This window comes from Mucilaginibacter koreensis (assembly GCF_054783355.1).
This window is the reverse complement of record NZ_BAAGQS010000001.1, coordinates 795,308-808,966: the sequence shown is the minus strand read 5'-3', so window position 1 is coordinate 808,966 and position 13,659 is coordinate 795,308. Positions and strand designations below refer to the sequence as shown.

The following is a 13,659-nucleotide window of genomic DNA, read 5'->3' as shown; positions in this document are numbered from 1 at the left end:
TGTTAATTACCCTGCGTAGGAGGCGCTTGCTGACCGCCCTGTGGCGTACCGGCAGGCGGCATACCACCCGCAGGAGGACCCTGGCGGCGTTGTGGAGCCGGAGGTACAGTTACTTCAGGGTGGGCTTTGCCGTTGTGGCAGGTGTAGCAGTTTACACCGGCTTTTACCACCATTCCTAATGAATCTTTACCGGCTTTAAAATATTTTTTGTTGATGTTTGATTCCATTTTGTACATCAGGCGAGCCATATTTTTTTCTGGCTTGGCATCGCTGGCCCAGTCCATCTTTTTGGTTTCAGGATTAGGCGCATGGCAGAAGTTGCAACGTACGCCTAACGAATGTGCCCACTCGCTCATAATGCCTTCAATTTGCTCATGAGTAAGATTTTTAGGTAACACTTTTAAGTTAACGGCTTTCTTTTCTTCCTCCTGTTGCGGCTGCTGCATTGAGGTTAAACCTATGAACGCCACACCCGACATTAAGCCAAGCGTAACCAATAGTTTTTTGTTGAATTGCATCGGGTAATAGTTAAAATTAAAGCGTGAATATAATCATTCAGACATTAACATGACAAAAGTATTTTAAATGTTACAACTTTAAATTCATGAACATTGAACTTTTACAGTCATAATTATAAATAGCAATCAAAATCTTTCACCAACGCTTCACTAATTTCCCACAACTTGTTTCGGGCGGAAACATTGTCTGCCATCAATGATGTTTTGGCCGGTTGCTTTTTGTTGAAGTATTTGCCACTGAGTTTAGGGCTGAGTTTAGTTTCTCCGGCCAAGTAGATTGACGTTTCGGCTCCCCTTTCCGGCGTAATCATAAATGGTTTGATCAGCCACATTAAAACACTGCTGATACCGCCCAATTCACTTCCGAAGTTGGATTTCACCACACCCGGATGCACGGCGTATGAAGTAATGCCTTTAGATCCATAACGCTCATTAAGCGATTTTGTAAAGTAAATATTAAAAAGCTTTGCTTGTCCGTAAGCCTTTAAAGCAGAATAGTCATACTCAAATTGAAGATTTTTGAATACGGGTCTGCCCATCTTGTGCGCTGCAGAACTTAAATTGATAATACGTGCCTGCCCACGTTCCAATAATGGCATTAACGCATTTGTAAGCAAAAAATGTCCTAAGTGATTAAGAGCAAAAGTTAGCTCAACTCCATCCTTACTCAGTTGGCGGTTGGGCACAATCCCACCGGCATTATTAATTAACGTATTAATAGCAAACAGCTTTCCCCTCAGCTCGCTGGCAGCGGTACAAACCGTTTTCATATCGGTTAAATCGCAATAAATTATATATATATATTGATTACCTGTTGCACTAATGATTTCCTGCTGCAACTGTTCACCTTTTTCAACATTACGCACCAGAAGGTAAAGCGCATGATCTTTTTTGGCAAGCGCTATAGCAGTGGCTTTTCCAATTCCTGATGTAGCGCCAGTAATTACGGTAGTTCTGAAAGGCATGATATAATTCTTTGATGCAATACTACAAAAGAAAGCCTGATTTGATTGCCGGAATTTATAGCACTACAAAATACCACAGCAAGGGCAACTGAAAATATTTTGTTAAATTTTGTTAAAAGATTTGCACTTATACGAAACATTCGTAGATTTACGAAGTTATCGTAGATATGGAAAAATTAACACAACAGGAAGAGGAAGCTATGCAGGCTGTATGGCAGGTGAACGGTGGTTTTATTAAAGACTTTTTAGATGCCATGAATGAGCCGCAGCCCCCCTACACTACCTTAGCTTCTACTATAAAAAACCTGGAGAAAAAAGGGTTTGTAAGAAGCGAGAAGATAGGAAACTCTTACCGCTACCATGCGGCCCTGCCCGAAGCAGAATATAAGAAGAAGTTTATGAGCGGCTTTGTCAATAACTATTTTCAAAACTCCTATAAAGACTTGGTTGCTTTTTTTGCCAAAGAAAAGAAGATCAGCGCTGATGAATTGCAAGAGATCATTAACCTTATAGAACGGAAAAAACCTTAATACTTCCCCTATGCCTGCCTTGTTTGAATACCTGCTTAAAGCTAATATCAGTTTGCTGCTGTTTTGCGCCGGTTATTATCTGGTACTGCGCCGTTTAACCTTTTATAGTTTAAACCGGGTATATTTAATTTGCGCTATTTTATTCTCGGCACTATACCCGCTGGTTGACCTCTCGGCTTTTGTGCAACGGCACCAGCAGCTGGCCCAACCTGTACAAGCTGTACAAGTTATTATAATTAACTGGCAAACAAATGGGGCTGCAGTACAGCCAGTTCAGCATACCGATTGGTGGCTGATAGGTAAAGTAATATTTTTATTAGGCATTGGTTGTATGCTTATCAGGCTCTTGGTACAACTCACCGCCTTGTTCAGGCTAACCCGCAAGGCAAAAGAGAAAACACTATATAACTACCGAATTAAAGCCATTAATCAGCGCATCAATCCTTTTTCTTTCTGGCAAAGTATTTACATCAACCCCGAACATCACGAACCTGAACAGCTGAAAGCCATACTGGCGCATGAGCAAGTGCATATTACGGGCTGGCATACCTTGGATATCTTACTGGCCGAACTGAGTCTGATTGTATACTGGTTTAACCCCGGTGTGTGGCTAATGAAACGCGCCATAGCCGAAAACATTGAGTTTATCACTGACCGAACTATATTACAGCAAGGCATTGACAGCAAAGCCTACCAGTACAGCCTATTACACGTGGCTTTAACCGCCGGCTCTCCAGCCATGGTGAACCACTTCAATATCTCCAAACTAAAAAAGCGTATCATTATGATGAACAGTGAAAAGTCCTCGAGAGCGAAGCTAACCCGCTATGTGTTTGTGGCACCTCTGGCTGCCGGCTTACTGTTGTGTTTTACTTTCTCGAAAGCCAACGTGGCGGTCAAAACACGCAACACTATTAAGCACATGACCATCAACTTTGCAGATCAAGTAAATGCACAGATTATGGGCGCAGTAAAGGTGACTAAGACTTTACCCACTGCTGATTCAGGCAAACGGAACACTCCAAATATGAGTGTGAATGCAGCCAGCCGGCTACCTTTAAGTATGCCTATAGCCCTGCCAATAGATACTAATCCGCATAAAACCGGGGTGCTTACCAGCCTTCGCTTTAATGAAGCCAGTATTGATACCACACAGTACCTGGTAGATGGTAAAAGTGTAGGTCAGCAAGCTCTAAAAATACACCCCGACGATATTGCATCAGTTGACATCATAGAAGGAAAGCGGCTTGAAAATTTATCACCTGCCATTAATCCTCATAAAAAGGTAGTGGTGATTACCACAAAGCATTCGCCTGATGGCTTAAAATTCAGAAGCTCGATTGATGGTATTGGGCCTTTAAAGCTGAACACTACTACTAAACCAATGGTAACACTAAATACAATAAGATACAGTTTTGATATGCCTTCTGCTGCCAATGCCGATACCATTATATTGGGTCCTAAAGGCACTGAGGTACGCATGGATAAGAACAGAAACAACAATGTGATTGTTGTTAACCCAAACGCAAAAGGTGGAAAGAGCAGTATGATTATCAATCGTACTGATTTCAGCCAGTTCAGCAACAGCCAAAACTTATATATTACAGTAGATGGAAAAGAAGTAACCACCCAGATACTGCAAAGTTTAAGACCGCAAAATATAGGTAACATCAACTTCATGACTGCCGCAGTGGCAACCAAACGTTTTGGATCTAAAGCCAAAAATGGTGCCCTTTTAGTTACCACCAAAATTCCGTCGTATGCTTATGTAACCGATCATGTTAATGCCGTAACATTTAATACGGCTATTAAAACTCAGGTTCCGGACGTTAAGGGAATTGCTGGCAGTCAAACGGCTGATGTGATTTATTTGAGCCCGCCAAATGATGTAACCAAAACGCTAACCGTAGTGAACGGAAATGTGGTGAATTACCGCGCCGACCAGCTTAATCCCAACGAAATTAAAACCGTAAATGTAATCGGAAAAGAGGCCGCTACTTCTTTGTATGGCCCTAAAGGTGAGCATGGCGCTATATTGATTACCACTAAAGATGGAAATGTACTCAAATTTACCGGTAAAGGAGCGCTGACCAGTTCCAATAACCATCGGATAATGATTGTGAACAAAGGAACCAAAGTTGACTCATTATTAAACCCAACTACAAAAACGTTTACCCTTCGTTACACCACCGACCGCAAACAAATCAATACGGATAAAGCTTACATCGTGATTGATGGCAAAGCTGCAACTATGGATGATTACAAAAAGCTTAAAGGCGACTCCATTAAAACCATAAGCATTTTGAAAGACTCCGTTTCCACTTCTTTATATGGTGGCAAAGGAAAAGACGGTGTCATTATTATTACAACAAAAAAACCTTAAACAGCACACACCCGTTCTTTATTGCGTTAATTAATAGTTTTACGATTAACTGGCTTCGGCCAGTTTTTCATTTTCCAGAATGTTGAGCAACGCTTTCTCGGCCAGGTTCAGCTCCGAAACTTTTTCTTCCTGATCTTCGTCCAAGCCGCTGATGTATTTAAACAACGTACCCTCCTCGTAACTTTTGATAATGGTGGGGTGCACGTAATACTTTTTGCAAACCGTACGTGTATTACCCAGGTTAACCGCTACTTCATCCAACACGCTGATCACCTTCTTGCGGCATTCGGTTTGGTTCTCATACTCGCCTGCCTCTTTAAATGCAAATAATGCGCTCACGCTGCCGGCCCAGGTACGGAAATCTTTCGCTGTAAAATCTTCGCCGGTGATAGTTTTCAGGTAGGTATTGATATCACCTGAATCTACAGTGTGGCGCTCCCCTTCATCATCGTAATACTGAAAAAGCTCTTTACCCGGTATATCTTTACATTGTTTAACCAGCCTTGCCAAACGCGGACTTTGAAGTTTAATATTATGATATACACCTTTTTTGCCCTTAAACTCAAACTTCAGTTTCGAACCTTCAATTTTCACATGCTTGTTCAACAGCGTGGTTAAGCCGTAATGCCCATATAGTTTTTTGTAAGATTCATTTCCGATGCGAATGCTGGTCAGCTCCATTAACCGCACCACCAGGGCCACAACTTTATCATGATCGAAATTGCGGTGGGCCAAATCCTTTTCCACTTGCTCGCGTATGGCTGGCAAATGCGCTGCAAATGCCTGAAGGCGGTGATATTTGGATTGGTTGCGTATACGGTTCCACTCGGCATGGTACCGGTACTGCTTGCGGCCGGCAGCATCAGTACCGGTAAATTGCAGGTGGCTGTTTTCGTGCGGAGATATCCATACCTTGGTATAAGCTGGTGGAATGACCAGTTTGTTAAACCGTTCGATCAATTCCTTATCGGTTACTTTTTCACCCTGCGCATCATAATAAGCATATCCTTTACCGGCTGGTTTGCGGGTATAACCGGGGCTACTATCTGTTACATAGCGCAACCCTACGGCTTTGGCCGTTATCTTTGGATCGCGGCCAATTTTTTCAAGCTTTTTTTCGAGGCGGTTCATAATATTAATGAGTAAACAAGCAGCGATAACTTAAGTTTTATTCCATACTAACCATAGTTATAAACAATTACGCTGCTTGCCGGGTTGCTAACATCAAACAAACGCAACCATGAAATACAACTTTTTAGGCTCTACCGGTTTGCTGGTATCTGAAATTTGCTTCGGCACCATGACCTTCGGCGGCAAAGGCATGTGGGAAGCCATTGGCCGTATACAACAACAGGAAGTGAACGAGTTGATGAAGACTGTTGTGGATAGTGGTATTAATTTTATTGATACGGCCAACGTCTACTCAATTGGTGAATCGGAAAAACTGCTAGGACAATCCATCAAAGATTTAGGCCTTAACCGTAACGAGCTGGTGATTGCTACTAAGGTACGCGGCAAAATGAGCGATGCGGTAAATGACATCGGCTTATCACGTTACCACATTTTCAACTCCGTAGATGCAAGTTTGCAGCGGCTGCAAATGGATCATATAGATATTCTGTATGTGCATGGCGTTGACCGCCGCACGCCGGTTGAAGAAACCATGCGGGCACTGAATGATATTGTACTTACCGGCAAGGTACGTTATATAGCCGTGTGTAACTGGCCGGCCTGGATGGTGATGAAAGCTATAGGAATTGCCGAAAAGCAAGGGTGGAACAAATTTGTAGGCTTACAATATTTTTATTCCCTATCCGGCCGCGATATTGAGCGCGAAATATTACCGCTGGCTGCCGACCAAAACCTGGCCGTAATGCCCTGGAGCCCATTGGCCGGTGGTTTTCTATCAGGCAAATATACCCGCAATAACGAAAAGGCCGGTGATTCGCGCCGTGATGAGTTCGATTTTCCGCCGATCAATAAGGAAAAGGCTTATGACATTGTAGATGTACTGGCCGGTTTAAGTAAACAGCACAATGCCTCAGTGGCGCAACTGGCATTGGCCTGGGTAAGGCAACAGCCCAGTGTGACCAGTACCATCATCGGTGCCAAAAAACCGGAACAGTTGCGCGACAATATCAAATCAACAGAATTTATTTTATCTGCCGATGACCTGAAGCGTATAGACGAAGTAAGCGCCCTCGGACAAGAGTACCCCGGCTGGATGGTAGATTTTCAGGGAAGAGATAGGTAGGTTTGATTTCGGATTTCGGAGGTTCGATTTCGGAATTTTATTTGGATACTTTAAAGTAAAGTCATTGCGGGGTACGGGAACCATCTCTATACACCTGATTGAGACATGGTGTATAGAGATGGCGCCCGTACCCCGCAATGACGTGGTGGTAAATATATCCGATATTGAACCTCCGAAATCCGAAATTTCTATTTTAATTTTTTTAACACACTCACCGTGTACTCCACTTGATCAGGATGCACATCCAGATGAGTTACAAAGCGGATGCGTTGCCTGTCGGTGCTGCTGCATTTAATACCATGGGCAGCCAGTTCCTGCACTACTTCGGCAGCCGGTTTCACCGTATCAAATAATACAATATTGGTTTCTACCGGTACCACACCGGTCACCCAATTGCACTGTGCCAATTCATCGGCCAGGATGCGGGCATGAGCATGATCTGTCTTCAAGCGCTCCACATGATGATCGAGTGCATAAGAGGCAGCCGCAGCCAGGAAACCGGCCTGGCGCATACCGCCGCCTAATACCTTCCGTATACGGCGGGCCATTGTAATAGTCGCTTTATCAGCCAGTAACACCGAACCTACGGGTGCACCTAAACCTTTAGACAAGCAAACCGAAATACCGTTAAAGTATTTGCCATATTCTTCGGCCTTATCACCTGTGTGAGCTAATGCGTTAAAAATGCGGGCGCCGTCCAGATGCAAAGTAAGATTAGTACGACGGCATAACTCGGCTATAGGTGCAATATCCTTCAGGTAATAGCAGCTACCGCCGCCTTTGTTCACGGTGTTTTCGAGCACCACCAGGCTGGTATGCGGATAGTGGATATTTTCGGCATTAATTTCAGGCTCAATCATTTCGGCAGTAATACGGCCCCGTTCACCGTTGAGTAAACGGGTAGATACTGCTGAGTTGAAGGCAATGCCTCCACCTTCATAACGGTATACGTGTGCGGTTTGGTCGGCAATCAGCTCATCCAGCGGTTGGGTAAAGCACTTAATAGCAATCTGGTTGGTCATGGTACCTGATGGGCAAAAGATGCCGGCCTCCATGCCAAACATACGGGCCGCTTTTTCTTCTAGGGCATTTATGCTTTCGTCTTCCCCAAACACATCATCTCCTACTTTGGCGCTCCACATCGCCTCCAGCATGCCGGGCGTGGGTTTGGTAATCGTATCGCTGCGTAAATCAACAGTCATCATCAATCTTGTGTAGTTTTATTTATAAATTAGCTTCCTCAAATATCTAAATCTTATGTACAGAATTTTACTAATTATCGCATTTTTAAGCGTTAGTTTCAAATCACAGGCACAAATTTTCAGTGACTGGCAGCCAGGCAGCTATTACGATTCAACCAACGCTAAACATTCCGGCTTTATTGCTAAACCCGCTAACGAGAAATACCTGCTTTATTCAATAGGCAGTGCCATCAAATTCAGACCAACAATGGATGCGGAAAATCAAAAAATTCAGGCTGAGAACATTAAAAGCATTGTTATTGGCGTTGATAGCTTTGTAGTGTCTCACGAAGAAGATTTACATAAAACTCCTTTTGTAAAAGTGTTGCTGAATAAGCCAACCAAATTATATGGCATTGCACAAAAGAAATATATAGGAAGCAAATACAGTTTACTCAACTTGGCATCTAACGGTGGCTTGAGTTATAACAATAATGTTTACTACACTGGCCCTGATGCTGATCACCTAACTAAAATGAAGCGTGGCGATTTCAAAAAGGTAATGAGTGAACTACTAAGTGACAATACAGTACTGGTAAAGGAAATTAAAGTGGGAAATTTCAGTTATAGTGAAATGGAAGACTTAATAGAGTCTTATAAAACTGGTGTTATTAAACATACAACAACTTCTACGGAAGAAGGAACAGAAAATTAAATTTATGCGGATTGCCCTTTTATTTTTGTTAATCTCAAGTTCATTTGCGGTAAAGGCGCAAAGTAAAAAATTCATTCCCGGCCATTTCGAAGATGTGAAAGGCAACAAAATGACCGGCTTGATTCAAAGCGCACCTTCAGGTAAAGGCCCGGTAAAAGGGCAGGCCTTTATTGTTTTTAAAGAAGATGACAAAGCCAACAAAATAGAACTTGCCGCCAGTGATTTGCGCTACTTTGTAGCTGGCCGCGATAGCTTTGTGGTAGCACCTGCCCCCATGAATGCCAACTGGAGCAAAAATGAGCTGGATTTCATTCAAGTGCTTGCCGATGAGCCTTTAAAAATCTATGTACTGCGCGGTACCGGAGGTGGTGGCTTTGGCATCAGTCCGGGCATATCGGCAGGTATTGGCGGTGGCAGCTTTGGTGGCTACGGCGGTGGCGGCGTAGGCATATCGTTTGGCGGTGGTCAGGGTGGCCGCTCTAAAACCACTTACTACTTTGGTGCCTCTCCCTCTGAGCTTACGCAAATTACAAATGATAACTTTATAGACTTAATGAGCGATATTATGGCCGATGAACCGCAGGTAGTACAACAAATACAAGCCGGCAAATATTCATTGAACAAAACAGAGGCATTGATTGCCAATTATTATTACGTTAAAAATCAGCAGAAGGCCGGCAAATAAACTTACATAACATGAATAAAAAGGCTCATCTGTTTTTACAGATGAGCCTTTTGTTTAACTGAGGCTTTTCTTTACAATTGCTGCGCAATTACAAAACCACAGGCCCAGGCCCACTGAAAATTGTATCCCCCCAGCCAGCCGGTTACGTCAACACATTCGCCGCCGAAGTATAAGCCAGGTACTTTTTTTGCTTCCAATGTTTTAGAAGATAATTCGGCAGTATCAATACCACCGCGCATTACCTCAGCTTTATCGTAGCCTTTGTCTCCTGCCGGTTTTACTTTAAATTCGTGAATAACTTGTTCAATCCAATTAATGTCTGCTTTACTGAGCGAGGCCAGGTTCTTTTCAACCGGTAGCTGATAACCCAAGGCTTCGGCAAACTTACGTGTGAAAAGCGGTGCCAGCAGATTGAGCAATGTCTTTTTAGGACTCACAACCCGCTCACCTTCTATTAACTCAACAATGTTTTTCTTTGGTAATAAATCAATGTAGATATATTCACTCGGCTGCCAGTAAGAAGATATTTGCAAAATAGCAGGGCCGCTTAACCCCCAATGGGTAAACAATATATTTTCTTCGAAACTGATACGATCATTCCATACCCTGCTAAAGATACTGTTGCCCGAGAGTTGCTGGTACCAGGTTTGATCTTTACCCGTAATGGTTAACGGCACCAATGCAGGTGCAGTTGGCCTGATGTTTAGATTAAATTTTTTGGCCAAACGTAAAGCAAAATCAGAGGCACCTAATTTTTGTACCGGCAAGCCACCGGTAGTCACCACTACTTTGGGAGCCTGCAATTGCTGCTGCCGGCCGTTGCGTTCGAAAACAACCGTGAAACCACCGCCAGCATTTTGATCTACTTGCTTCACCAGGCATTCCAGCCATATTTCTTGCCCCAGTTGCTCGCAGGCATCGGTAAATACTTTAACCACATCACGCGCTTTATCCGTTACCGGAAAAAGCTGACCCAGTGTTTTCTCTTTCCCTTCTATGCCATAAACACTAAAAAAATTTAGGGTGTCTTCAACCGTCCACTGCGCGAAGGCTGATTTAGAGAAGTGCAGATTTGCCGAAACAAACTGCTCGGGCGTGGTATACAGATTTGTGTAATTACAACGGCCGCCACCACTAATTAATATTTTAGCACCGGGACGGTTATTGCCTTCCAAAATCAAGGTACGTTTGCCCAATAATCCGGCCTGTGCTGCGCACATTAATCCGCAGGCACCGGCACCTATTATTATTGCATCAAACTGGGTTGGATTTGTTAAATTTGCAGCCATGAGCGAGGTTTCGCAAATATCAGAATTTGGAAAGATATTTATCTTTCTGATTACCGGTTTTATATTGGTAGGCGTTACCATGTTTATGGCCCGCCTTATTTCGCCTAACAACCCTACGCCCGAGAAGCTGACCACTTATGAATGCGGTGAAGAACCGGAAGGTTCGGCCTGGCTGCCTTTCAACACCCGCTTTTATGTAATTGCCCTGGTGTTTTTGCTATTTGATGTGGAAATGGTTTTCATTTTTCCATGGGCTACGGTATTTGCCGATAAAACTATTATTGCCCAAGAACCGCGCTGGGGTACTTTTAGTTTGATTGAAATGTTTGCGTTTGTTACCATCCTGATTTTAGGTTTGGTGTATGTATGGCGCAAAGGGGATTTAGAATGGATTAAGCCTGTGGCGAAAGTGGCTAAAACGGATGTTAAAATTCCGCTTAGTGTATACGAACAGTTAAATGCAGAACAAAGCGTTTATGCTGTAAGGCTATTTTCTACAACAACTACACCACCTGAAGCGGCTTCGGCGGCAACTACAGCAGAAATTGCCGCTAATCCGGCTGCTGCAAAAAAACCGATGTTTAAACCAGCTTTTAAAAAACCAGCCCCGTGAGTATGGAGAAGATGAATGAAGAAGGCGGCATAGTTGTCACCAAGCTGAATGATTTATTGAACTGGGCACGCCTCTCATCGGTTTGGCCGCTGAGCTTTGGTATTGCCTGCTGCGCCATTGAGATGATGGGCATGTATGCCAGTACTTATGATGTTGACCGCCTGGGTGTTTTCCCCCGCCCCTCTGCGCGGCAGGCGGATGTAATTATTATCGCCGGCACGGTTACCTTTAAAATGGCAGAGCGTATTAAACGCTTGTATGAGCAAATGCCCGATCCCAAATACGTAATTTCGATGGGCTCATGCTCCAACTGCGGTGGCCCTTACTGGCAGCATGGTTACCACGTAGTTAAGGGCGTTGACCGTGTGATACCCGTTGATGTATATGTGCAAGGCTGCCCCCCACGCCCCGAAGCCTTAATTGGCGCTATAATGGAGCTACAAAAAAAGATTGAAGGCGAAGCGCTGATTACAATTTAATTATTAAGCTCTGCGCCGCCTGATATCATTATTCTTTGCCGATACAACTTGCTTTAAGACTTCCAGTAGCAGCCAGGCGTTCCAATCCCGACCGTAATACAAAAATTTGCGCTGGTAATTACCGTGCCTGCTATGCAATACAAAATACCGGTTGTAAGCGTTAACTTCCAGTGTTGTCCAGTTCAGTACCGGCTGATTGTCCCAACTTATGCCATTTGTATAGATTTTCACATCGCTAACTTCAAATACCTGCCCGATGGAATGCAGTTCGAGGTAATAATTGAGCACGCGCCTGAAATGAAAGTTATATAACTGCTGGTATACTTCAGACCATAATTGTTCATACAGCTTTCTTTTTATTTTGTATAAACTATTGAGTCTGATCATGTGCACCTCGCCCGTTTCGGTTTTTAACTCAATGCAATACTGCCGACCAACCGTGCAATAGACCCCGGAAATTGGAGTGACTTTTAAACGGAGGGCTGCCAGATTTTCCCATAGAACATTTGCAGTTACTTTTGAATACCCTTTATGCAGTGTTAAGCCATCATCATCAAACACCAACTGCCGTGCTACTTTTTTACCAAGCAAATACGGTATATTAATAAGTGCAGTGTTCATAAAACAATATATTTATACAAGTTGCCAGACAATTAATTACTCACAGGCGCTAATGTGTTTTGCATACGCCGCCGGTATATTGTAATTAAGCACGCTACGGCAATAAAGCATCCGCAAGCGATACCCAAATGAGGCGCTGCAATAAACGTTAAAGCCCAGCCTGATACATAAGAACCCAGCACATCGCAAAAATTCACCATTGCCATATAGGTAGTAAACTGCGATCCCTCTACTTTTTGCCTGCAAAGTGCCATCAGTACCGGCATAGCCGCTACACTGAACATGGGGTCCGCAAAGTTCCATAAAATCAGCCCGGCTACCGTAACCGGCCGGTGTACCCATAAAAAACCGAGACTGTTAAATACAATCAAAAAAGTACATAGCACCAGCATTACTTTCAACTGCAAACGTTCGGGCCCAATCTTATCGGCCACTATGCCTCCGGTTATGGTCACCAGCACCGTAGCCAGAGTTCCCCAGCCACCCTGCAATACCGATATCTCCTGATCGGCCCAATGCAGGTTATGTATAGTATAGTAAGAGAAGGAACGTATAAAAATACTGGCGCAGGTATATACCAGGGCAATAATGGCGAAAGTTTGCAGGTTGCTGCGCTCGGCAATGCCTGTGTATAACTCCTTAAATAACCATGATAGGCTTGGATTTTCGTCAGGATGTGTACTATCCGAACGAACAGACTTACCAAATTTGGGTATTAACTGATCGGCATTATCCAACTTAATAAAAAAGGTTAGTACCGTCATCACCAATAGTAGTGCTGATTGAACCGAAGCCGCCATGCGGAAGCCATAATGGTGTAACACAGTAGATAGGCCGGCCGAACCAATAGCAATTCCCAGCAAATAACCACCACGCATAAAAGCGTTTACACGGCCACGTTCATGATCGGGCACTATGGCGATGGCAATGGCATCTACACTGGCATCCTGAACGGAGGCGAATATACTATGCGTGAAAAATACAGCCGACATGAGGCCCACCTGCTGAGCCGGATCATGTACCAGTAATAAACTCAGTGAAGCCAAAAAAGCAACCAATTGGGTAAGCACTACCCACTGTTTACGATGCCCGATAACTGAATATTGGTAACGGTCAATAATCGGCCCCCAAACAAACTGCACAATCCAGGGAATGCCAACAATGGCTACAAATGTACCGATGGCTTTCGAACTCAAGCCCTGACCGGCTAAATAATTAGCCATCGCAGTTAAAGCAAACCCTGAGGGTATGCCCTGCATAATGTATAAATACAAAAAGGTAAAATACCGTAACCCGGTACTTTCCTTTAATACTGGTAAACGAACTGGCAAAGTAGGTAGATGTTATTGATTAGGTATAAGCAAGATAGCTATTTAAAAACACCTTGCTAAGTTTTGATTACACCTTTTAGTTGTATAAAACAAAA

Annotated in this window: 14 protein-coding genes; 7 read left to right on the top strand and 7 right to left on the bottom strand. The window is 43.6% G+C overall.

Annotation, left to right across the window (positions count from 1 at the left end):
• Positions 1–2 precede the first annotated feature (2 nt).
• Both ACYVNW_RS03520 and ACYVNW_RS03515 read right to left on the bottom strand, forming a co-directional pair.
• Positions 3–518, bottom strand: coding sequence for a c-type cytochrome (locus tag ACYVNW_RS03520; protein ID WP_460678459.1), 516 nt, complete (start codon positions 516–518; stop codon positions 3–5).
• 113 nt (positions 519–631) lie between these two features.
• Positions 632–1,483: an SDR family oxidoreductase gene (locus ACYVNW_RS03515; RefSeq protein ID WP_460678458.1), complete on the bottom strand. Its 852-nt coding sequence runs from the start codon at positions 1,481–1,483 to the stop codon at positions 632–634.
• Positions 1,484–1,650: 167 nt separating this feature from the next.
• On the opposite strand from ACYVNW_RS03515, the gene ACYVNW_RS03510 reads away from it, so the two are divergent.
• Complete coding sequence (locus tag ACYVNW_RS03510) at positions 1,651–2,013, top strand: BlaI/MecI/CopY family transcriptional regulator (RefSeq protein WP_460678457.1); 363 nt, start codon at positions 1,651–1,653, stop codon at positions 2,011–2,013.
• Positions 2,014–2,023: 10 nt separating this feature from the next.
• Positions 2,024–4,396, top strand: a complete 2,373-nt coding sequence (locus ACYVNW_RS03505; RefSeq protein WP_460678456.1) for a M56 family metallopeptidase — start codon at positions 2,024–2,026, stop codon at positions 4,394–4,396.
• Between the two features lie 45 nt (positions 4,397–4,441).
• Here the strand turns inward: ACYVNW_RS03505 and ACYVNW_RS03500 are convergent, their stop codons facing one another.
• Complete coding sequence (locus ACYVNW_RS03500) at positions 4,442–5,527, bottom strand: DNA topoisomerase IB (protein WP_460678455.1); 1,086 nt, start codon at positions 5,525–5,527, stop codon at positions 4,442–4,444.
• 109 nt (positions 5,528–5,636) lie between these two features.
• Here ACYVNW_RS03500 and ACYVNW_RS03495 point away from each other — a divergent pair, with 109 nt between their 5' ends.
• Complete coding sequence (locus tag ACYVNW_RS03495; RefSeq protein ID WP_460678454.1) at positions 5,637–6,650, top strand: aldo/keto reductase; 1,014 nt, start codon at positions 5,637–5,639, stop codon at positions 6,648–6,650.
• A gap of 188 nt (positions 6,651–6,838) precedes the next feature.
• On the opposite strand, the gene ACYVNW_RS03490 is transcribed toward ACYVNW_RS03495, so the two are convergent.
• Entirely contained in the window at positions 6,839–7,855 is a 1,017-nt protein-coding gene (locus ACYVNW_RS03490) for a threonine aldolase family protein (RefSeq protein ID WP_460678453.1), read from the bottom strand.
• Positions 7,856–7,907: 52 nt separating this feature from the next.
• Between ACYVNW_RS03490 and ACYVNW_RS03485 the strand changes: the two genes are divergently transcribed.
• Both ACYVNW_RS03485 and ACYVNW_RS03480 read left to right on the top strand, forming a co-directional pair.
• Positions 7,908–8,546 carry a hypothetical protein gene (locus ACYVNW_RS03485; RefSeq protein ID WP_460678452.1) on the top strand — a complete coding sequence of 213 codons (639 nt, stop codon included), beginning with the start codon at positions 7,908–7,910 and terminating at the stop codon, positions 8,544–8,546.
• A gap of 4 nt (positions 8,547–8,550) precedes the next feature.
• Positions 8,551–9,231, top strand: coding sequence for a hypothetical protein (locus ACYVNW_RS03480; protein ID WP_460678451.1), 681 nt, complete (start codon positions 8,551–8,553; stop codon positions 9,229–9,231).
• Positions 9,232–9,302: 71 nt separating this feature from the next.
• On the opposite strand, the gene ACYVNW_RS03475 is transcribed toward ACYVNW_RS03480, so the two are convergent.
• Positions 9,303–10,520, bottom strand: coding sequence for a BaiN/RdsA family NAD(P)/FAD-dependent oxidoreductase (locus ACYVNW_RS03475; protein WP_460678450.1), 1,218 nt, complete (start codon positions 10,518–10,520; stop codon positions 9,303–9,305).
• Here ACYVNW_RS03475 and ACYVNW_RS03470 point away from each other — a divergent pair.
• Both ACYVNW_RS03470 and ACYVNW_RS03465 read left to right on the top strand, forming a co-directional pair.
• The gene (locus tag ACYVNW_RS03470) at positions 10,519–11,133 is read left to right on the top strand and encodes an NADH-quinone oxidoreductase subunit A (protein ID WP_460678449.1); all 615 of its coding nucleotides are present in this window, start codon (positions 10,519–10,521) and stop codon (positions 11,131–11,133) included. The two genes, ACYVNW_RS03475 and ACYVNW_RS03470, sit on opposite strands and share 2 nt — an antisense overlap.
• A gap of 2 nt (positions 11,134–11,135) precedes the next feature.
• A complete protein-coding gene (locus ACYVNW_RS03465; protein ID WP_460678448.1) occupies positions 11,136–11,612 on the top strand; it encodes an NADH-quinone oxidoreductase subunit B in 477 nt (158 codons plus the stop codon).
• Positions 11,613–11,615: 3 nt separating this feature from the next.
• Here the strand turns inward: ACYVNW_RS03465 and ACYVNW_RS03460 are convergent, their stop codons facing one another.
• Together ACYVNW_RS03460 and ACYVNW_RS03455 are read right to left on the bottom strand one after the other, a co-directional pair.
• Positions 11,616–12,233 (bottom strand): hypothetical protein, encoded by a 618-nt coding sequence (locus ACYVNW_RS03460; RefSeq protein WP_460678447.1) that lies wholly within the window; start codon positions 12,231–12,233, stop codon positions 11,616–11,618.
• Between the two features lie 32 nt (positions 12,234–12,265).
• Positions 12,266–13,507 (bottom strand): MFS transporter, encoded by a 1,242-nt coding sequence (locus tag ACYVNW_RS03455; RefSeq protein ID WP_460678446.1) that lies wholly within the window; start codon positions 13,505–13,507, stop codon positions 12,266–12,268.
• Positions 13,508–13,659 lie beyond the last annotated feature (152 nt).